We start from the raw sequence: 18852 nt of genomic DNA, 5'->3' as shown, positions 1-18852 counted from the left end.
CCGGGGGATGAAGCGAGGAGGGGAAGGAATGAGGAGGGGACGGGCATGAGCCACGGGTACTCGCCGCGCTGGCGGAAGCTCACCATCGTCATCCTGCGCCCGCTGCTGTTCGGGCTCCTGAAGCGGGACTGGCGCGGCCGGGGCAACGTACCCGGGAAGGGCGGCGTCATCATCGCCGCCAACCACATCTCCGAGTCCGACCCCCTGGCGCTCGCCCACTTCGTCTACGAGTCGGGCCGCTACCCGGTCTACCTGGCCAAGTCCACGCTGTTCGACGTGAAGTTCATCGGCAGCGTGCTGCGCGGCACCGGCCAGATCCCCGTGTACCGCGACCGCGCCGACGCCTCGCTCGCCCTGAAGGACGCGGAGAGGGCACTGCTGGACGGCGAGTGCCTGATGTTCTACCCGGAGGGCAGCTGCACCCGCGACCCGGAGCTGTGGCCGATGACCGGCCAGACGGGCGTCGCCCGCATGGCGCTGACGACGGGCGCGAAGGTCGTCCCCGTCGCGAGCTGGGGGGCGCACGAGCTGATGCCGTACAAGAAGGGCGAGCAGAAGGGCCTCGCGGGCAGCCTGAAGAAGGGCTTCCACCCGCTGCCCCGCAAGACGATGAAGGTGATCGCCGGGCCGCCGGTGGACCTGTCGGCGTACGAGGGTCTGCCGCTGAGCAAGGAGACGCTGCGCGCCGCCACCGACGACATCATGGCGGCGATCGCCGGCCTCCTCGGCGAGCTGCGCGGCGAGGAGCCGCCGAAGGAGCGCTACGACCACCACCTGGTGCTGGAGGAGCGCCGCCGCGCCGCGCAGGCCGCGCAGGCCGCGCAGGCCGCGGTGCCGGCGCCCGCGGAGCCGGCCGAGCCGGGGCCGGGCGGCCGCGCGCCCGCCGCGCGCGGCACCGCCGACCGGAAGGCGGACGGCTCGTGACCTTCCGTACCGCGGTGATGGGCGCCGGATCCTGGGGGACGACGTTCACCAAGCTGCTGCACGACGCGGGCGGCGACGTCGTCCTGTGGGGCCGCCGCCCCGAGGTCGTCGAGGCGGTCAACGAGCGGCACGAGAACCCCGACTACCTGCCCGGCGTCACGCTGCCGCCGGGCGTCCGCGCCACCCTCGACCCGGCGGAGGCGCTGAAGGGCGCCGACTTCGTCGCGCTCGCCGTGCCCGCGCAGACGCTGCGCGAGAACCTCGGCGCGTGGGTGCCGCACCTGCCGCCGGACGCGGTGCTCGTCAGCCTGATGAAGGGCGTCGAGATGGGCACCGCCCGGCGGATGTCGGAGGTGATCCGCGAGGTCGCCGACGTCCCGCAGGAGCGGGTCGGCGTGTTCTGCGGCCCCAACCTGGCCCGCGAGATCGCGAGCGGGGAGCCGGGCGCGGCCGTCGCCGCCTGCGTGGACGAGGCCGTCGCGCGGCGCCTGCAGGCCGCGACGATGACCCCGTACTTCCGCGTCTACACCTCCACCGACGTGGTCGGCTGCGAGCTCGGCGGCGCGGTGAAGAACATCGTCGCGCTGTGCGTCGGCATGTCGGTCGGGCTCGGCTTCGGCGCCAGCACCCAGGCGCTGCTGATCACCCGCGGGCTCGCCGAGATCGCCCGGCTCGGCGCGGCGCTCGGCGCCGACGAGCACACCTTCGCCGGGCTCGCCGGCATGGGCGACCTCGTCGGGACGTGCATCTCGCCGCTGTCGCGGAACCGGACGTTCGGCGAGAACCTCGGCCGCGGCATGACCCTCGACGAGGTCATCGCCGTCACCAAGCAGACCGCGGAGGGCGTGAAGTCGTCCGAGGCGGTGCTGGAACTGGCCCGCAAGCACAACGTCGAGATGCCGATCACCGAGGCGGTCACCGCCGTGCTGCACCACGGCATGCCGATCAAGGAGGCGGCGGTCTCGCTGATCTCGCGGTCCCCGAAGCCCGAGCGGTACGGGGTGTGACGTGCCGCCGCCCCGCGTCCCGCCGCGCCCGGCCGCTCGTGGCCGAGCCGGACTGATCACCGGTAGGGTCGGACCTCATGTCCCAGGTTTCTAAGATCCGCGTGGCCGTGGTCTTCGGCGGACGCAGCTCCGAGCACGCGATCTCGTGCGTCACCGCGGGCGCCGTCATGGCCGCCATCGACCGGGACCGGTACGAGGTGGTGCCGATCGGCATCGCCCGCGACGGCCGCTGGGTGCTGCCGCCCGCCGACCTGCCGCTCGCGATCGAGGGCGGCCGGCTGCCCGAGGTGACCGGCGCCGGCAGCGCCCTCGCGCTGCCGTTCGACCCCGACAGCCGCGGGCTGATGGTGGTCCGGCCGGGCGAGGTCCCCGACACGCTCGCCGAGGTCGACGTCGTGCTGCCGCTGCTGCACGGCCCCTACGGTGAGGACGGCACGATCCAGGGCCTGCTCGACCTGGCGGGCGTCCGCTACGTCGGCGCCGGGGTGCTGGCCAGCGCCGTCGGCATGGACAAGGGGTACATGAAGCTCGTCTGGCAGGCGCGCGGCCTGCCCGTCGGCCCGTACGTGCTGGTCGGCGACCGGGAGTGGCGGCGCGAGCGCAAGCGCAAGATCGACGAGATCAAGGAGCTGGGCCTCGCGGACGGCGCCGCGGTGTTCGTCAAGCCGGCCCGCGCCGGGTCGAGCATGGGCATCACCCGCGTCACCGACGAGGCCGACCTGGAGGCGGCGGTCGAGGCGGCCCGCGAGCACGACCCGAAGGTGGTTGTGGAGGCCGGGATCGAGGGCCGCGAGGTCGAGTGCGGCGTCCTGCAGGGCGTGGACGACGGCCCGCCCGAGGCGAGCCTGCCCGCCGAGGTGCTGATGGCGGGCGAGCACGACTTCTACGACTTCGAGACCAAGTACCTCGACGGCTCCACCTCGATGGCGATCCCGCCGGACCTGCCGCCCGCCGCGATCGAGGAGGTCCGCCGCGTCGCCGTGCAGGCGTTCGAGGCGCTCGACTGCGAGGGCCTCGCCCGCGTCGACTTCTTCTACACGCCGGACGGCCGGTGGGTCCTCAACGAGATCAACACCATGCCGGGCTTCACCCCGGCGTCGGCGTTCCCGCAGATGTGGGCGGCGACCGGGCTGGACTACCGGGCGCTGGTCGACCGGCTCATCCAGACGGCGCTGAAGCGCTCGACCGGCCTGCGCTAGCCGGGCGCGTCAGCGGTAGGGGAGCCAGAGGCCCTCGTCGAGCGCGGCCGTGCCGGTCGCGCGGGCTCCGTCGTCGGAGAACGTCCACAGGGTGTCGCCGACGACGAGGGAGCGGACGACGCCGCCCGGCTGCCGGATGCGGCCCGCCCGGGTGATGGACGAGCCGGTCACCGTGAGGACGAGCGCCTCCGCGTCCGCCATGCCGTCGCCGCGCGACGCCGGGACGACGGTCAGTCCGGACTTCGGCCAGTACAGGAACGCGTGTGGGTCGAACTCGACCTGGGACGTCGCGCCGGGCAGCGTGTAGGCGGCGATCCTGCGCGGCGCGCCGGACACGTCGAAGAGCGACACCTGGAGGCCGGTCGTGCGGCCGGACGTCTCGGCGGCCTGGCCGACGCCGAGCAGCCTGCCGCCGCCCGCCGGGTGCAGGTACGCCGAATAGCCGGTGATCTTGAGTTCGCCGGTGCGGCGGGGGCGGCGCGGGTCGGTGAGGTCCACCGCGTACAGCGGGTCGGTCCGCCGGAACGTCACGACGTAGGCGGTGGTGCCGAGGAAACGGACGGCGTGGATCCGCTCGCCCTTGCCGAGCCCGTCGAGCCGTCCGACCTGGTCGAGGCGGGCGCCGTGCTGGGCGAGGACGTGCACCGAGCTCTGCGACTTGGCGCCGTCCCGGTCGGTGGTCGTGGTGAGCCGGAGGTTCCCGCCGTGCTCGGACATCGCGTACTGGTTGAGCAGGAACCCCTTGACGGACCCTGACGCGGCGTAGCGCGGGCGCCCGCTCCCGCCCAGGTCGAACTTGTAGATGTCGGTGTGCGGCTCGGGGCGCTTCTTGGTCGACCACCTGAACAGCTCCGGCGGCATGCCCGTGACGTACAGGCTCTTACCGTTGCCGTAGACGGTGGAGCCGTCCGCGGTGACCGCGATGGGCTGCGGGTCACCGAGCCCCTTGTCCAGATCCAGGGTGAGCACGGTCAGCATCGACGAGCCCTTGTACGAGGACGGGCGGCTGACCTGGTCGCAGGGCGCGCGGTACGCCCTGCCGTCGCCGAGGGTGAACGCCGGGAGCCAGGCGTCGAGCGGGGCCTTCCAGACCTCCACCCGGTTCTCCTCGATCGCGTCCTCCCGGCCCGTCCCGCCGGGGAAGGCGATCCGCGGCTCCGACCGCACCACGACGCGCACCGTCGAGCCGCTCTGCCGCGCGTCCAGGTACTGGACGTCGGAGTCCATCGTCCCGATGATCTTCGGCGGGCCGGCGAGGTCGACCAGCGTGAGGCGCATGGCGCGGCCGGGGTACCCGGGCGGCGGCGCGTCGCCGGCGTAGGACGGTGTGCGGTTCGTCAGCACGAGCGCGCGGTCGCCGCCGAGCAGCAGTTCGGCGCGGTCGAACCGGCCGGAGCCCGGCAGGTCCAGCGTGTGGGCGATCTTGCGGGTGGCGGGGTCGATGACCCGGAGGCGGCCGGCGGCGACCGCCACGATCCGGCGGCCGTCGGTCTTGACGCGGTCGGGCTCGTCCGCGCCCGGCTCGTGGGCGTTCGTCGCCGAGTGCTCCTGCGGCCCGGCGGCCTCGGCGGGCAGCCGGCCGCCCTTGCTCAGCGCCCAGGTCCCGTCCGCCGGCAGCATCGGCGCGTCGCTCAGCCCGTCCGGGCCGACCCGGTCGACGGTGGCGCGGCGCAGGTCGTCGAGCAGCGCGTCGCACCCGGCGTAGGCGACGAGCCGCACCGCCGGCGCCGGGTCGGGGCGCGGCCCGGACGGGGGCGTACCGGAGCAGCCGGCCGCCAGGAGCGTCACTGCGGCCGTTGCCGAGATTCGACCCCGCATGGACGTTGGACGCCCGTACCGGCCGCCCGGTTTCCGTTATTCGTCCTTTTTCTTCCGCTGCTGCTTCTCGTGCTTCGCGATGAGGGTGTCGATCTGGACGCTCAACCGCGAGCCGAGCGGCCAGCCGATGTAGTGGGTCAGGAAGATGCCGATCTCCCGGAGCTCGTCCGGCGACAGCTCGCCGTTGCCGAGCGCCGCCGGGATCTGGATGTCCAGGACGTCGTTCAGCCCCTGCCCCGCGAGGGCGCCGACGAGCAGCAGCCGCCGGTCCCGCATGCTCAGCCCGGGACGCGTCCAGATGTCGCCGAACAGGTGGTCGACGGTGATGCCGAAGAAGTCGCCCGGCCCGTCCCCGACCTCCCAGCCGTAGACCTGCCGCATCATCTCCAGCCCGCGCTCGCGCCGCTCATCCATGGCTATCTCCCTTCGGCAAGCCCAGCCCGGGGCCGAACCGGTCGCGGGCGATCCGGGCGAGCGGGACGTCCACCCCGAGCTCGTCCGCCAGTTCCAGGGCGAGGGACAGGTCCTTCTCGCCGAGGTCCCGGGTGTGGCACAGGATGTCGTACAGGTCGTCGCCCGGCTCCAGCGGCGCGGTCGTCGGGCGCAGCATGATCGAGCCGGCGCCGCCGGTGATCGCGTCGGTGTGCCGGACGACCCGCCCGAGCTTGCGCAGCGACACCCCGGACGCCTCCGCGAGCCGCTGCGCCTCGGCGGCGGCGGTGAACGAGATGAAGTGCAGCATGTTGCGGGCCAGCTTCGCGCGGGTGCCCGCGCCCACCGGCCCCATGTGCAGGACGAGGTCCGCCCACGCGCCGAACGGCTCCCGGCAGCGCTCGAACGCCTCGTCCGTCCCGCCGACCATCACCGCGAGGGTGCCCGCGCTCGCCCCCATGAAGCCGCCGCTGACCGGCGCGTCCACGACCTCGATCGAGTAGCGCCGGGCCCGCGCCGCGAGGTCCTCGGCCGTCGCCGCCCGGATCGTCGAGTGGATCGCCAGCACCGTGCCCGGGCGGGCCGAGGCGAGCACCTCCGCGCCCACCTCGCGCACCTGCGCGTCGTCCCGCACCATGACCGACACCAGGTCGGCGTGTGCGGCGGCCTCGGCGACGCTCTTGGCCGCCCGCGCGCCCGCCTTCACCAGCGGCGCCACCGCCTCCGGGCGCGCGTCGTGGACGACCAGGCCCGCGCCCGTCAGATGCCCGGCCATGGGGGCGCCCATCTGGCCGAGCCCGATGAACGCGACCGTCATGCGTGCTCCGTGGGGGGGGACGACCCCCCGCGCCCCCCGGTTCGCGTCGCTCATGCCCTGAACACCTCGCCGCCGTCCACGTTGATGATCTGGCCGGTGATCCAGGCGGCGTCGTCGGACAGCAGGAACAGGCACGCGCCGACGAGGTCCTCGGGGGCGCCCATCCGCTTGAGCGCCATCTTGTCCTGGACGATCTTCTGCGACATGTTGCCGGGCACGACCGTCCGGTTGGCCTCGGTGTCGATCGGGCCGGGGGCGATCGCGTTGACGCGGATGTTCATGCCGCCCAGCTCGTGCGCGAGCTGCTGCGTCAGCCCGTTGACGCCGACCTTCGCCAGCCCGTAGAAGCCGGAGTACTGCCACGCCGCCGTGGACGACTGGTTCACGATGGAGCCGCCGCCGCGCTCCTGCATGTGGGGGTAGCAGGCGCGCGCGCACAGCAGCGCACCGTCCATGTTCACGGACATGAACTTCTTGTAGTAGTCCCAGTCGACGGTGAAGAGGAAGTCCAGCTTCATCGTCCCGAAGATGGCGGCGTTGTTGACGAGGTGGTCGATCCCGCCGAACCGCTCCTTCGCGGCCGCCGCCATGGCCTCCACCGACGCGGGGTCGGACACGTCCGTCCGGACGAACAGCCCCTTGACGTCGTCGGCCACGCCCTGCCCGCGCTCGTCCACGTCGGCGACGACGACCTGCGCGCCCTCCGCCGCCAGCGCCCGCGCGTACGCCTCGCCGATGCCCTGCGCGGCCCCGGTGACGACCGCGACCTTTCCCTCGAACCTCACAAGCCCTCCGCGATCGCCTTGGTCTCCAGGTACTCCTCGAACCCGGCCACGCCCATCTCGCGGCCGATGCCCGACTGCTTGTAGCCGCCGAACGGCACGTCCGCGCCGTACCAGACGCCGCCGTTCACGCTGACCGTCCCGGTGCGCAGCCGCCGCGCGACCGCGCGCGCCCGCTCCACGTCACCGCCGTGCACCGCGCCCGACAGCCCGTAGGGCGAGTCGTTCGCGATCCGCACCGCGTCGTCGTCGCCGTCGTGCGGCAGCAGGACCAGCACCGGGCCGAAGATCTCCTCCCGCGCCGCGCGGGCCTCGTTCGTGAGGCCGGTGATCAGCGTCGGCTCGATCCAGAAGCCCTTGTCGCGGCCCTCCGGGCGCCCGCCGCCGCACGCGAACGAGCCGCCCTCCTCGACCGCGAGCTCCAGATAGCCCTCGATCCGCTCGCGCTGCCTCGCGGAGATCACCGGGCCGCAGATCGTCCGGTCGTCCTGGGGATCGCCGACGCCGAGCTTGGCCAGCGTCCCCGCCGTGATCTCGGCGGCCTCCGCGTAGCGCTCGCGCGGGACGAGGATCCGGGTGGTGATCGCGCAGCCCTGCCCGGCGTGCGCGACCCCGGAGAACGCCGCGTACGAGCACGCCGCCCGCAGGTCGGCGTCGTCCAGCACGATGAACGCCGACTTGCCGCCGAGCTCCAGGAAGACCCGCTTGAGGGTGCCGGCCGCGCTCGCCATGACCTCCCGTCCCGTCGCGGTGGAGCCGGTGAACGACACCAGGTCGACGCGCGGGTCCCGGGTCAGCTGGGCGCCGAGCCCGTGGTCGGACGACGTCACCACGTTGACGACGCCCGCCGGGATGTCGGTCTCCTCCGCGATGACCTCGCCGAGCACCGCCGCGCACCACGGGGTGTCGGGCGCGGGCTTCAGCACCACCGTGTTCCCCGCCGCGAGCGCGGGGCCCAGCTTGGCCAGGTTGATCTGGTGGGGGAAGTTCCACGGGGTGACGGCGCCGACGACGCCCGCCGCCTCTCGGCGCACCCGCCGGTGGCTGGCCATCCCCATCGGCTCGGCCCGGCCGAGGTCGCGCTCCCACGCGTAGGACTCGACCAGGTCGGCGAACCAGCCCAGGTCGTCGACGGGCGCGTCGAGCTGGGCCCCGAACGTCAGGAAGCGGGGCGCGCCGACCTCCCGGATCGTCAGGTCGCGCAGCTCGTCGGCGCGCCGCCGCAGGCCGTCCCGGAGCTGGCGCAGGCAGCGCGCCCGGAACGCGTGGTCGGTCGCCCAGCCGGTCTCGTCGAACGCGCGGCGGGCGGCGCCGATCGCGCGGTCCATGTCGGCGGGGGCGGCGTCGGCGGCGGTGCCGAGCACCTCCTCGGTCGCGGGGTTGATCGTCTCGAAGGCGCCGCCCGTCCCGGGGACGAGCCGCCCGTCCAGCAGAAGCAAGCGATCGGTAGTTCTGGACACTTGTCCAGACTACAGTTCAGCCCCGCCCAGAGCGCAAGGGCCCGGCGCCGGGCGGCGCCGGGCGGGACGGCCGGACGGGCCGCGCGAGGTGTCCGGATATGCCAGTCTTGGAGGGTTGACCGCCGTCCCGAGGAGAACGTCCGTGCCGCACGCCGACCTGCCGGAGCGCATCGGCCCCTACCGGGTCGTGGACCGCCTCGGGGAGGGCGGCATGGGCACGGTGTACGCGGGCCTGGACGCGTCCGGGCGCAAGGTCGCCCTCAAGGTGATCCGGCGGGAGTTCGCCGCCGACCGGCAGTACCGCGCGCGGTTCCAGGCGGAGGTCGCGGCGGCGCAGCGCGTCCGCCCCTTCTGCACGGCGCCGGTCCTGGACGCCGACCCGGCCGCGGATCCGCCCTACTTGGTCACCGAGTTCGTCAACGGCCCGAGCCTCGACGCCGCCGTGGCGAAGGACGGCCCGCTGCGCGGCGCCGACCTGGAGGCCGTCGCGGTCGGCATCGCGACCGCGCTCACCGCCATCCACGACGCGGGCGTCGTGCACCGCGACCTGAAGCCCGCCAACGTGCTGCTGTCCACGTTCGGTCCGCGCGTCATCGACTTCGGCATCGCCCGGTCCGTGGACGGCACGCGCCTCACCGCGACCGGCGGCATCGTGGGCACGCCCGCGTTCATGTCGCCCGAGCAGCTCGACGGCCGCGGCGCGGGCCCCGCGTCGGATGTGTGGGCGTGGGGTGCGACCGTGGCGTTCGCGGCGCGCGGCGGGACGTGCTTCGGCGGCACCTCGATCCCGGCGGTCATCCACCAGATCGTCAGCGGCGAGCCCGACCTGAGCGGGCTGGACGGCATGCTGCTCGGCGCGGTCCGGGCGGCGCTCGCCAAGGACCCGGCGCGGCGGCCGTCCGCGCAGGCGCTGCTGGACGGCCTGATTTCCAGCGGCGTCCGGCAGGACGCCCGCGCGCCCGTCCAGCAGCCCACCCGGGCGCCGTCTCAGTCCAGCCAGCCGCCGTCTCGGCCCACCCAGCCGCCGCAGCACCCGCAGGCGGCCGGTGCGCACACGTCCTCGATCGTCCCGCCGCCTGCGCCGCCGCTCGCCGCGGGGGAGGCGGAGGCGCTGGTCGAGCAGCAGTACCGGCACGCGGCGCAGGCCGGCGACCCGTCCGCGATGCGCAGCCTCGCGGTGCTGCTGAACGGCCAGGGGCGCACGGCCGAGGCGGAGTCCTGGACGCGCTACGCCGACGCGATCGCCGCCCGCTCGGCCGTGTACGGGCAGCAGCACACCGGTCATCACGGTCACCAGACGCCGCCTCCGCACCCGTACGCGGCTCCGCCGGGCAAGCCGCCGATGAACAGCCTCGCGATCTACGCGGTGTCGATGGGCGCGGTCGGGCTGATCACGTGCGGGCTGCCGTCCATCCCCGCGATCATCGCCGGGCACCTGGCGTGGGTGCGGGTGCGGCGCTCCGGCGAGCGCGGGCTCGGCCTCGCGGTGACCGGGATCGCGCTCGGCTGGATCATGGTCGCGTTCTGGGCGCTGGTCGCCTTCGGCTGGTCCCTGCCCGACGAGACCTGACCGCCGGGAAAACCCGTTGCGGCCGTCCCGCCGCCGATGGCACCGTGGACGTCGTCGGCCCGCACACGACGGCTGAGAGGAGGACCGGCCATGGCTCTGGAGCAGTATCGGCTTCGACTGCCCTCGGCGTCGCACGCCCGCCCCGGCCGGTATCCCGCCTTCTGAGGAACCCCGGCCGAGCCGCCGCGAGTGACGCCAGCCTCGCGACCACGCGGCTCTACCCCAACCGGCAGAGGGGCCACTCTCAGGAAGTGGACGTTCCGGGTTCGACTCCCGGGAGCCGCACGCCTCCGTAGTCCAACGGCAGAGACAGCGGCATGAGGTGCCGTGTGCTGGATCTGGTCGGCCAGGGCTGGCACTGAATCCCTCCGGAGGTACGACAACGTCAAGGGGCGGCGCCGACGCTCGGAGAGTCGGTCCTGGCTGTAACCCAGGTGCCTCGCGCTGAGTGGGTTCGAATCCCACCCGCCCCACCTCGACACCACCTGCCGTCCTCCCACCGGCCCGGCCGCGTGCCGCCGTTGCGCATCCCGCATCGCTGAACTAATGTCTGGACACGTGTCCGGAAACCAGGAGCTGACGACCGAGCCCACCCGCCGCCGCCTCACCGAGCGGCAGGCCGACACGGTGCGGCGGCTGACCGACGCCGCCGTGGAGGAGGTCGGCGAGACCGGCTACGAGGGACTGACCGTCCGCAACGTGGCCAGGCGCGCCGGGGTCGCCCCCGCGACCGCCTACACCTACTTCGCCTCCAAGAACCATCTCATCACCGAGGTGTTCTGGCGGCGGCTCAGCGCGCTGCCGCCGGTGGAGGCCGACGGCACGCTGCTCGAACGCGTGGTGGAGGTGCTGCGCGAGATCGCCCTGCTGGTGTCGGACGAGCCGGAGCTGGCGGCGGCGTGCACCACCGCGCTGCTCGGCACCGACCCCGACGTCCGGGAACTGCGGGTGCGGATCGGCGTCGCGATCCGCGAGCGGCTGCGGGCCGCGCTCCGCGACCACGACGACCCCAAGATCCTCGGCGCGCTGGAGCTGGCCTACACCGGCGCGCTCGTGCACGCGGGCATGGGCTACACGTCCTACGCCCGCATGGCCGACCGGCTCGCCGAGATGGCAGAGCTCATCCTGCCCGAACCCCCCGAGTGAGGTGACGGCCGTGGACCCTGCTGCGCAGGTCTCCTACAGCCCGTTCGACTACGCCGTCCACGAGGACCCCTACCCGCTCTACGCGCGCCTCCGCGAGGAGGCGCCCCTCTACCGCAACGACGAGATCGGCTTCTGGGCGCTGTCCCGGCACGCCGACGTCGCGGCGGCGTTCCGCGACCACGGCACGTTCTCCAACTCCCACGGCGTCTCGGTGGAGCCGAGCGCCTGGGGCCCGCACGCGCACCGGACGATGTCGTTCCTGGCGCTCGACCCGCCCCGCCACACGCGGATGCGCGCGCTGGTGTCCAAGGGCTTCACGCCCCGGCGGGTCAAGGAGATGCAGGACGGCATCCGCGCGCTGACCCTCCGCCATCTGGAGCCCGCCCTGGAGAAGGGCGAGTTCGACTTCGTCTCCGACTTCGCCGGGCTGCTGCCCATGGACGTCATCTCCGAGATGATGGGCGTCCCCGAGGCCGACCGGGTCGAGGTCCGCCGCCTCGCCGACACGGTCGTGCACCGCGAGGAGGGCCTCAACGACGTCCCGCCCGCCGGGATGGACGCCGCGCTCACCCTCGTCGGCTACTACCAGGACATGGTCGCCGAACGGCGCCGCACGCCCGCCGCCGACCTGACCTCGGCGCTGCTGGAGGCCGAGCTCGACGGCGACCGGCTGGACGACACCGAGGTCATCGCGTTCCTGTTCCTGATGGTCGTCGCCGGCAACGAGACCACGACCAAGCTGCTCGCCAACGCCCTGTACTGGGGGGCGCGCAACCCCGGCCAGGCGGCGAAGCCCCTCGGCGACCCGGCGCGGGTCGACGACTGGGTGGAGGAGACGCTCCGCTACGACACCTCCAGCCAGATGCTGGCCCGGAAGGTCGTGAAGGACGTCGAACTGCACGGCCGGCGGGTCCCCGCGGGCGACCGGATGCTGCTGCTCGTCGGGTCCGCCAACCGCGACCCGCGCGTGTTCGCCGACGCCGACGCCTACGACCTCGACCGCGACACCTCCCAGCTCGTCAGCTTCGGCGGCGGCCGGCACTTCTGCCTCGGCGCCAACCTGGCCCGGCTGGAGGCGCGGATCGCGCTGACGGAGTTCGTCCGGCGCGTCCGGTCCTACGAGGTCGACCACGCGAACGCCGAGCGGGTCCACTCGGTGAACGTGCGCGGCTTCGCGTCCCTGCCCGTCCGCGTGGAGGTGCGGTGATGCCCAGGTTCGACCCCCATCCCGAGCGGCGGCCCGCCGTCGTGGCCGGCGCGTCGTCCGGGATCGGCGCGGCGACGGCGACCGCGCTGGCGATGGCCGGGCACCCGGTCGCGCTCGGCGCGCGGCGCCTCGACAAGTGCGAGGAACTGGCCGCGACGATCCGGGCCGGCGGGGGAGAGGCGTTCGCGCACCCGCTGCACGTCGCCGACGCCGACTCCGTCAAGGCGTTCGCGGCCGCCGCCGGCGACGCCCTCGGCCCGATCGAGGTCGTCGTGTCCGGCGCCGGCGACCTGGCCGCCGGGCGCCTCCACGAGATCGGCTCCGACGCGTTCGCCGCGCAGATCGAGGTCCACCTCGTCGGCGCGCACCGGCTCGTGTCGCACTTCGTCCCGCGGATGGTGGGACGGCGGCGCGGCGACATCGTGTTCATCTCGTCCGACACCGTCCCCGCCCCGCGCTCCTGGACGGGCGCCTACGTCGCCGCCAAGAACGGCGTCGAGGGCATGGCCCGCACGATGCAGATGGAACTGGAGGGGACGGGCGTCCGCGCGTCCATCGTCCGGCCCGGCCCCACCGCGACCGGCATGGGCATGACCTGGGACGCCGACACCACCGGCGCCGTCCTGGAGGACTGGGTGAAGTGGGGCCACGCCCGCCACCCGTACTTCCTGCGCCCCTCCGACGTCGCCGCCGCCGTCGCCGCGATCGTCGCGACCCCCCGCGGCGCCCATCTCCGGCTCGTCGAAGTTCAGCCCGAAGCCCCCCTGGAGGAGTCATGACAGCGTTGGTGGAGCCGCGCACCGTGTCGGGCGGGCCCGACCATCTGGAGGAGCTGCGCTCGGACCCGATCGGGCTGATGCGCCGGGTCCGGGAGGAGTGCGGCGACGTCGGCGAGTTCGTGCTCGCCGGGCGGCGGGTCGTGCTGCTGTCGGGCGCCGAGGCCAACGAGTTCTTCTTCCGCGCCCCCGACGAGGAACTCGACCAGGCCGAGGCGTACCCGTTCATGACGCCGATCTTCGGCGAGGGCGTGGTGTTCGACGCCACCCCCGAGCAGCGCCGCGAGGCCCTGCACAACCAGGCGCTCAAGGGCTCGTTCATGAAGGGCCACGCCGCGACGATCTCCGCCGAGGTCGACCGGATGATCGCCGGCTGGGGCGACGCGGGCGAGATCGACCTGCTCGACTTCTTCGCCGAGCTGACGATCTACACCTCGTCGGCGTGCCTGATCGGGCGCAAGTTCCGCGAGCAGCTCGACCGCCGGTTCGCCGACCTGTACCACGACCTCGAACGCGGCACCGACGCCATCGCCTACGTCGACCCGCACGCCGACATCGAGAGCTTCCGCAAGCGGGACGCCGCGCGGGCCGCGCTCGTCGAGCTCGTCCAGGGGATCATGGACGGCCGGGACCCGCGCCCGCCGAAGGAGGACCGCGACCTCCTCGACGTCCTGATGTCCATCAAGGACCCGGACGGGACGCTGAAGTTCGACGCCGACCAGGTCACCGGCATGTTCATCTCGATGATGTTCGCCGGGCACCACACCACGTCCGGCACCGCCGCCTGGACGCTCATCGAGCTGCTCCGCCACCCCGAGGTGCTCGGCGGCGTCGTCGAGGAACTGGACGAGCTGTACGCCGACGGCCGCGAGGTGTCCTTCCAGGCGCTGCGCGCCATCCCCCGGCTGGAGTCGGCGATCAAGGAGGCGCTGCGGCTGCACCCGCCGCTGATCCTGCTGCTGCGGGTCGCGCAGTCCGACCAGGAGGTGCTCGGCCACCGCATCCCCGCCGGGACCATGGTCGGCTGCAGCCTCGCCGTCTCCAACCGGATCGAGAGCGACTTCCCCGACCCGGACGCGTTCGTCCCCGACCGCTACATCGCGCCCCGCGAGGAGGACCTCCTCAACCGCTGGACGTGGGTGCCGTTCGGCGCCGGCCGGCACCGCTGCGTCGGCGCGAACTTCGCGATGATGCAGCTCAAGGCCATCTTCTCGGTGCTGCTGCGGGACTGGGAGTTCGAGGCCGCGCAGCCGCCGGAGACCTACCGCAACGACCACTCCAAGATGGTCGTCCAGCTCGCCCAGCCGTGCGCCGTCCGCTACCGCAGGAGGCGGCGGTGAGGGTCGAGGCCGACCTGGACCTGTGCCAGGGCCACGCCATGTGCGAACTGGAGGCCCCCGACGTCTTCGAGGTCCCGCACAAGGGCAAGGTGCGGGTCCTCGACGCCGAACCCCCCGACGACCTGCGCCCCGAGGTCGCCGCCGCCGTCCGCTACTGCCCCACCCAGGCCCTCAGACTGCTGGAGACGTGATGCCCTCGTTCCCCCGTGAAGAGCTCGACGCGATGGTCGAGCACTGGCTGGCCGAGAACCGCCGCTGCGAGGAGGCCGGCGACTGGCGTCCGCTGGCCGACCTCTACACCGAGGACGCCACCTACGGCTGGAACATCGGCCCCGACCAGGACTTCATGGCCGTCGGCCGGGACGAGATCCGCGACCTCGCGCTCGGCTCGGAGATGGGCGGCCTCGACGGCTGGACGTACCCGTACCAGAGCATCCTCGTCGACGAGGTGAAGGGCGAGGTCGTCGGGTTCTGGAAGCAGGTCGCCGACGCCGCCCGCCCGGACGGGACGCCCTACGAGGTGCTCGGCATCGGCGGGTCCTGGTTCCGCTATGCCGGGAACCGGCGGTGGTCGTGGCAGCGCGACTGGTTCGACCTCGGCAACGTCACCTCGGTGTTCGTCGAGATGATGAAGGCGGGGGTGCTGTCGGACGGGATGAAGCGGCGCCTCGACCGGGCCGCGGCCGGCGAGCCGATCCCCGGCTACTACCGGCGCGGCGAGAGCCCCGTCCCGATCTGGTGACCGCGGGCCCGGCCGGGTGACCGCGGCCGGCGGGTCAGATCTGGCCCTCCGGCTTCGGCGGGATCGTCGCCTTGATCGACGGCCCGAGCTCGATCAGCACGTCCCCGGCCGGGTTGTACTTCGGCGGCACCGTCACCTCGACGTACGCCTGCCGGCCGACCGCGGTGAAGGTGACCGGTCGGTCGGCGGGCACCCCGAACCAGTCGACCCCGTTGATCGTCACCAGCTCGGACGCGGGCTGCAGCGCCGCGGGCCGGGGCACGCCGCAGCGCAGCGCGATCGCGGGCGACCCCCACGCGGCGGTGAGCGGCGAGTCGGGGGAGGTGTCTCGGCGCTCCTGCCCGCGCACCTTCGCGGGCAGCCGCAGCCCCTCGCACAGCCGCGCGACGGCCGCGTCCGGGCTCGGCACGGGCACCTGCACGGCACCGTCGCCGCAGGCCGCGGCCAGCACCATCGGCCCGGCGAGCAGCACCGCCGCGAGGCGCCGCCGCCCCGCTCCCCCCGGAAAGACCATCTAGATGTGCACGATCGGGCAGGTGAGCGTGCGGGTGATGCCCTCGATCGCCTGGATCTGCGCCACCACGAGCCTGCCCAGCTCGTCGACGTTGCGCGCCTCCGCGCGGACGATCACGTCATAGGGCCCCGTGACGTCCTCCGCCAGGGTGACGCCCGTCACGCCGGAGATGTGGCTCGCCACCTCGGCGGCCTTACCGACTTCGGTCTGGATGAGGATGTAGGCCTGCACCATCACGTCCTCCCCAAGCGGAGAATCTGCCGTCGGACGGTTCACCGTATCGTGTTACGCGCCGTCGCGGGGTTCCGGGGTGCCGGGTGCCCCGGCGGGGCGGCGCGAGCAGGCGGAACACGGGGGAACGGACGCGGATGGGCACGATCGGCGAGCTGGGCGAGTTCGGATTGATCGACCGGCTGACGCGGCGGCTGCCGCAGGGCCCGGCGGTCCGGCTCGGCCCCGGCGACGACGCGGCCGTGGTCGCCGCGCCGGACGGGCGCGTCGTCGCCACCACCGACCTGCTCGTGCAGGGGCGGCACTTCCGCCTCGACTGGTCCGGTCCGTACGACATCGGGCGCAAGGCCGCCGCGCAGAACCTCGCCGACGTCGTCGCGATGGGCGCCCGGCCGACCGCCCTCCTGGTCGGCTTCGCGGCCCCGCCCGAGACCCCCGCGGACTGGGCGGAGGCGCTGTACGACGGGCTCGCCGACGAGTGCCGCGCCGCCGGGGCCTCGGTCGCGGGCGGCGACGTCGTGTCCGCGCCGCGGATCACCCTCGCGATCACCGCGCTCGGCGATCTCGGGGGCGCCGCGCCGCTCACCCGGTCCGGCGCCCGCCCCGGCGACGCCGTCGCCGTCCGCGGCAGGCTCGGCTACGCCTCCGCCGGCCTGGCACTGCTCATCGAAGGGCGCGACGGGCCCGCCGAGCTGATCGCGGCCCACCGGCGCCCCGAACCGCCCTACGAGGCCGGGGACGAGGCCCGCGCCCACGGCGCCACCGCCCTGCTGGACGTGTCGGACGGGCTCGTCCAGGACCTCGGCCACATCGCCGACGCCGGCGGCGTGCGCATCGAGATCGACTCCGCGGCCGTCCCCGTCCCGGAGATCCTCGGCCCCGACGGGCTGAGGCACGCGCTCACCGGCGGCGAGGACCACGCGTTCGCCGCGACGTTCCCCGGCGCCGTCCCGGCGTCCTGGTCGCGGATCGGGACCGTGGCGGCGGGTTCGGGAGTGCGCGTGGACGGCCGCGAACCGCCGCCCGGCGCATGGGACCATTTCGCCGTCTGAACGGCGCGTGCACGCACCGCGTACAGCCGTGTGCGTTGACGCATCCGGTAGGCAGGTTTGGGGCTGGTTTGGTATACATCCTGTGATCGAAGAGGGATGGGATGGGACGACACACGAGGCACGAGCGACCGGACGATGAACCCGTACCGGGCGCCTCGGCATCCCAGGAGCCGTACTACGCGGCTCCGGTCGACCCGTCCTACCAGGCGTTCTCCGGGCCCACCGACGACCGCGTCTTCGTGTCGTCGTACGAACGGCCGAGGTCGGGGCCTCCGCCCGCCCCGGAGGGGTACCGCTTCGACCCGCTGCCCGGGGACTACCCCGGCGACCATCCCGGCGCTCCCGACCCCGCCTACGCTCCCGAAGCCCCCCTCGACGGGCCGCTCGACCGGCCGCAGGCGGGCGCCGCCCCCGAACCCGACGGCGGGCGCGGCCTCACGAAGTTCATCGCGAAACTCCCGCTCCCGCTGCTGCCGATCGTCGCGCTCGTCGTCGCGGTCGGATCGGTCTCCTACGCGCTGAGCACGCAGCAGATATCGCTCAACTTCGCGGGCGGCGGCGGCGCCCCCCGCGACACGCAGAGCAACCCCCGCGACAGCCAGGTCTCCCAGCGCGGGCCGGGGGAGCGCGCCGGCCGCGGCAACGCCCGCGCCGACGGCCTGGTCATCTCCTTCAAGGTCGCCTCGAAGCGGCCCGGCGGCTTCAAGGCCACCGCCACCATCGCCAACAAGGGTCGGGCGCCCGTCCCGAAGTGGGCCCTCGCCTTCAAGATCCCCGACGCGTCGGTCACCGCGATCAGCGGCGCCACCGTCGTGCGGACCGGGTCCCTCGCCTTCGTCCGGGGCCGCAGCGCGATCGCTCCCGGCGACACCGTCCGCATCGTGTTCACCGCGCAGGGCACCGCCTCCAAGCCGACCACCTGCGTGCTGAACAAGCTCCCCTGCGCCCTGATCTGAGCAAACGCCGAAACCACCATAAGGTGGACGGCATGTCGCATACTTCGTCCGCGTCGAAGACCCCGCCCCTCGCGCTCACCATCGCGGGCTCGGACTCCGGCGGCGGCGCCGGCATCCAGGCGGACCTGAAGACCATGCTCGCCCACGGCGTCCACGGGATGAGCGTCATCGCCGCCGTCACCGCGCAGAACTCCCTCGGTGTCCAGGGCTACTGGGAGCTCCCGCCCGAGGCGGTGCGCGCGCAGCTCGACTCCGTCCTGTCCGACATCGGCGTGCACGCGATCAAGACCGGCATGCTGGCCTCCACGGCACTGGTCGAGATCGCCGCCGAGGCCATCGCCGCCACCGACGCGCCCGCCGTCGTCGACCCGGTCGGCGTCTCCAAGCACGGCGACTCGCTGCTCGCGCCCGACGCGGTCGACGCCGTCCGCACCGCCCTGCTCCCGGTCGCGACCGTCGTCACGCCGAACCTGTACGAGGTCGAGCAGCTCACCGGCGTCAAGGTGGTGGACGAGTCCGGTCTGCGCGAGGCCGCCGAGGCGGTCAAGGCCCTCGGCCCGCGCTGGGTGCTGATCAAGGGCGGCCACCTCCCCGGCGAGCCCGCCGACCTGCTGTTCGACGGCGAGCACGAGCACCGCTTCACCGCGCCGAGGCACGACAACCGCCACACCCACGGCACCGGCTGCACGCTCGCGTCCGCGATCGCGTCCAACCTGGCCCTGGGCGATGACGTCCCCACGGCGGTCGCGAAGGCCAAGCAGTACGTGACGGGCGCGATCGCCGCGGGCTTCCCCCTGGGCAGCGGCATCGGCCCGGTAGACCACGCCTGGCGCCACCGCCCCTGACCACCACACCCGGCCGCGCGCGGGCTCGGCTGGG

General features: G+C 73.7%; 20 protein-coding genes and 3 tRNA genes. 16 read left to right on the top strand and 7 right to left on the bottom strand.

Going from position 1 to position 18852, the window contains the following annotated elements; all coding sequences use genetic code 11:
- The first annotated feature begins 45 nt into the window (after nucleotides 1-45).
- The 3 genes from ACGFI1_RS04890 (at nucleotide 46) to ACGFI1_RS04880 (ending at nucleotide 3130) form a co-directional block, all read left to right on the top strand.
- The gene (locus tag ACGFI1_RS04890; protein WP_392782952.1) at nucleotides 46-924 is read left to right on the top strand and encodes a lysophospholipid acyltransferase family protein; all 879 of its coding nucleotides are present in this window, start codon (nucleotides 46-48) and stop codon (nucleotides 922-924) included.
- Nucleotides 925-941: 17 nt separating this feature from the next.
- Nucleotides 942-1931: an NAD(P)H-dependent glycerol-3-phosphate dehydrogenase gene (locus ACGFI1_RS04885; RefSeq protein WP_138636392.1), complete on the top strand. Its 990-nt coding sequence runs from the start codon at nucleotides 942-944 to the stop codon at nucleotides 1929-1931.
- 77 nt (nucleotides 1932-2008) lie between these two features.
- Entirely contained in the window at nucleotides 2009-3130 is a 1122-nt protein-coding gene (locus ACGFI1_RS04880; protein WP_392782949.1) for a D-alanine--D-alanine ligase family protein, read from the top strand.
- A 9-nt stretch (nucleotides 3131-3139) separates the two neighbouring features.
- Here ACGFI1_RS04880 and ACGFI1_RS04875 read toward each other — a convergent pair whose 3' ends face one another.
- The 5 genes from ACGFI1_RS04875 to ACGFI1_RS04855 form a co-directional block, all read right to left on the bottom strand.
- Complete coding sequence (locus tag ACGFI1_RS04875; RefSeq protein ID WP_392782946.1) at nucleotides 3140-4918, bottom strand: beta-propeller domain-containing protein; 1779 nt, start codon at nucleotides 4916-4918, stop codon at nucleotides 3140-3142.
- Between the two features lie 66 nt (nucleotides 4919-4984).
- Nucleotides 4985-5362 carry a carboxymuconolactone decarboxylase family protein gene (locus ACGFI1_RS04870; protein ID WP_138636385.1) on the bottom strand — a complete coding sequence of 126 codons (378 nt, stop codon included), beginning with the start codon at nucleotides 5360-5362 and terminating at the stop codon, nucleotides 4985-4987.
- Nucleotides 5355-6197, bottom strand: coding sequence for an NAD(P)-dependent oxidoreductase (locus ACGFI1_RS04865; protein ID WP_138636386.1), 843 nt, complete (start codon nucleotides 6195-6197; stop codon nucleotides 5355-5357). The genes ACGFI1_RS04870 and ACGFI1_RS04865 overlap by 8 nt, the downstream gene beginning before the upstream one ends.
- A 50-nt stretch (nucleotides 6198-6247) precedes the next feature.
- Nucleotides 6248-6982, bottom strand: coding sequence for an SDR family oxidoreductase (locus ACGFI1_RS04860; protein WP_301176886.1), 735 nt, complete (start codon nucleotides 6980-6982; stop codon nucleotides 6248-6250).
- Nucleotides 6979-8418, bottom strand: a complete 1440-nt coding sequence (locus ACGFI1_RS04855) for an aldehyde dehydrogenase (RefSeq protein ID WP_392782942.1) — start codon at nucleotides 8416-8418, stop codon at nucleotides 6979-6981. The genes ACGFI1_RS04860 and ACGFI1_RS04855 overlap by 4 nt, the downstream gene beginning before the upstream one ends.
- A 163-nt stretch (nucleotides 8419-8581) precedes the next feature.
- On the opposite strand from ACGFI1_RS04855, the gene ACGFI1_RS04850 reads away from it, so the two are divergent.
- The 10 genes from ACGFI1_RS04850 (at nucleotide 8582) to ACGFI1_RS04805 (ending at nucleotide 15220) form a co-directional block, all read left to right on the top strand.
- Nucleotides 8582-10009, top strand: coding sequence for a protein kinase domain-containing protein (locus ACGFI1_RS04850; protein ID WP_392782939.1), 1428 nt, complete (start codon nucleotides 8582-8584; stop codon nucleotides 10007-10009).
- Between the two features lie 211 nt (nucleotides 10010-10220).
- Nucleotides 10221-10294: transfer RNA gene (locus ACGFI1_RS04845), tRNA-Leu, on the top strand.
- 1 nt (nucleotide 10295) lies between these two features.
- Nucleotides 10296-10386: transfer RNA gene (locus tag ACGFI1_RS04840), tRNA-Leu, on the top strand.
- A 12-nt stretch (nucleotides 10387-10398) separates the two neighbouring features.
- Nucleotides 10399-10482 (top strand) — tRNA-Tyr (locus ACGFI1_RS04835).
- Between the two features lie 85 nt (nucleotides 10483-10567).
- Nucleotides 10568-11155, top strand: a complete 588-nt coding sequence (locus ACGFI1_RS04830) for a TetR/AcrR family transcriptional regulator (RefSeq protein ID WP_240808260.1) — start codon at nucleotides 10568-10570, stop codon at nucleotides 11153-11155.
- Nucleotides 11156-11165: 10 nt separating this feature from the next.
- A complete protein-coding gene (locus ACGFI1_RS04825) occupies nucleotides 11166-12362 on the top strand; it encodes a cytochrome P450 (protein WP_205719477.1) in 1197 nt (398 codons plus the stop codon).
- Nucleotides 12362-13141 carry an SDR family oxidoreductase gene (locus tag ACGFI1_RS04820; RefSeq protein WP_392782936.1) on the top strand — a complete coding sequence of 260 codons (780 nt, stop codon included), beginning with the start codon at nucleotides 12362-12364 and terminating at the stop codon, nucleotides 13139-13141. Before ACGFI1_RS04825 ends, ACGFI1_RS04820 begins: the two co-directional genes overlap by 1 nt.
- Nucleotides 13138-14478 (top strand): cytochrome P450, encoded by a 1341-nt coding sequence (locus tag ACGFI1_RS04815; RefSeq protein ID WP_392782933.1) that lies wholly within the window; start codon nucleotides 13138-13140, stop codon nucleotides 14476-14478. The genes ACGFI1_RS04820 and ACGFI1_RS04815 overlap by 4 nt, the downstream gene beginning before the upstream one ends.
- Nucleotides 14475-14669, top strand: coding sequence for a ferredoxin (locus ACGFI1_RS04810; protein WP_138639291.1), 195 nt, complete (start codon nucleotides 14475-14477; stop codon nucleotides 14667-14669). The genes ACGFI1_RS04815 and ACGFI1_RS04810 overlap by 4 nt, the downstream gene beginning before the upstream one ends.
- Nucleotides 14669-15220, top strand: a complete 552-nt coding sequence (locus tag ACGFI1_RS04805; protein WP_138639290.1) for a nuclear transport factor 2 family protein — start codon at nucleotides 14669-14671, stop codon at nucleotides 15218-15220. The genes ACGFI1_RS04810 and ACGFI1_RS04805 overlap by 1 nt, the downstream gene beginning before the upstream one ends.
- A gap of 34 nt (nucleotides 15221-15254) precedes the next feature.
- Here the strand turns inward: ACGFI1_RS04805 and ACGFI1_RS04800 are convergent, their stop codons facing one another.
- Both ACGFI1_RS04800 and ACGFI1_RS04795 read right to left on the bottom strand, forming a co-directional pair.
- Nucleotides 15255-15734, bottom strand: coding sequence for a DUF3515 domain-containing protein (locus ACGFI1_RS04800; protein WP_364552544.1), 480 nt, complete (start codon nucleotides 15732-15734; stop codon nucleotides 15255-15257).
- Nucleotides 15735-15968: an Lrp/AsnC family transcriptional regulator gene (locus tag ACGFI1_RS04795; RefSeq protein ID WP_138639289.1), complete on the bottom strand. Its 234-nt coding sequence runs from the start codon at nucleotides 15966-15968 to the stop codon at nucleotides 15735-15737.
- A 134-nt stretch (nucleotides 15969-16102) separates the two neighbouring features.
- Here ACGFI1_RS04795 and ACGFI1_RS04790 point away from each other — a divergent pair, with 134 nt between their 5' ends.
- From ACGFI1_RS04790 to thiD, 3 genes are all read left to right on the top strand, one after another.
- A complete protein-coding gene (locus ACGFI1_RS04790; protein WP_392782930.1) occupies nucleotides 16103-17017 on the top strand; it encodes a thiamine-phosphate kinase in 915 nt (304 codons plus the stop codon).
- Nucleotides 17018-17118: 101 nt separating this feature from the next.
- On the top strand, nucleotides 17119-17973 hold the full coding sequence (locus tag ACGFI1_RS04785; protein WP_392782927.1) for a cellulose binding domain-containing protein: 855 nt from the start codon (nucleotides 17119-17121) through the stop codon (nucleotides 17971-17973).
- A gap of 32 nt (nucleotides 17974-18005) precedes the next feature.
- Nucleotides 18006-18818, top strand: a complete 813-nt coding sequence (thiD, locus tag ACGFI1_RS04780) for a bifunctional hydroxymethylpyrimidine kinase/phosphomethylpyrimidine kinase (protein ID WP_138639286.1) — start codon at nucleotides 18006-18008, stop codon at nucleotides 18816-18818.
- The last annotated feature ends 34 nt before the right edge of the window (nucleotides 18819-18852 follow it).

It is taken from the genome of Actinomadura geliboluensis (assembly GCF_043197915.1).
In the GTDB taxonomy this organism is placed as follows: Bacteria; Actinomycetota; Actinomycetes; order Streptosporangiales; family Streptosporangiaceae; genus Spirillospora; species Spirillospora geliboluensis.
This window is presented reverse-complemented; position numbering and strand designations above follow the sequence as displayed.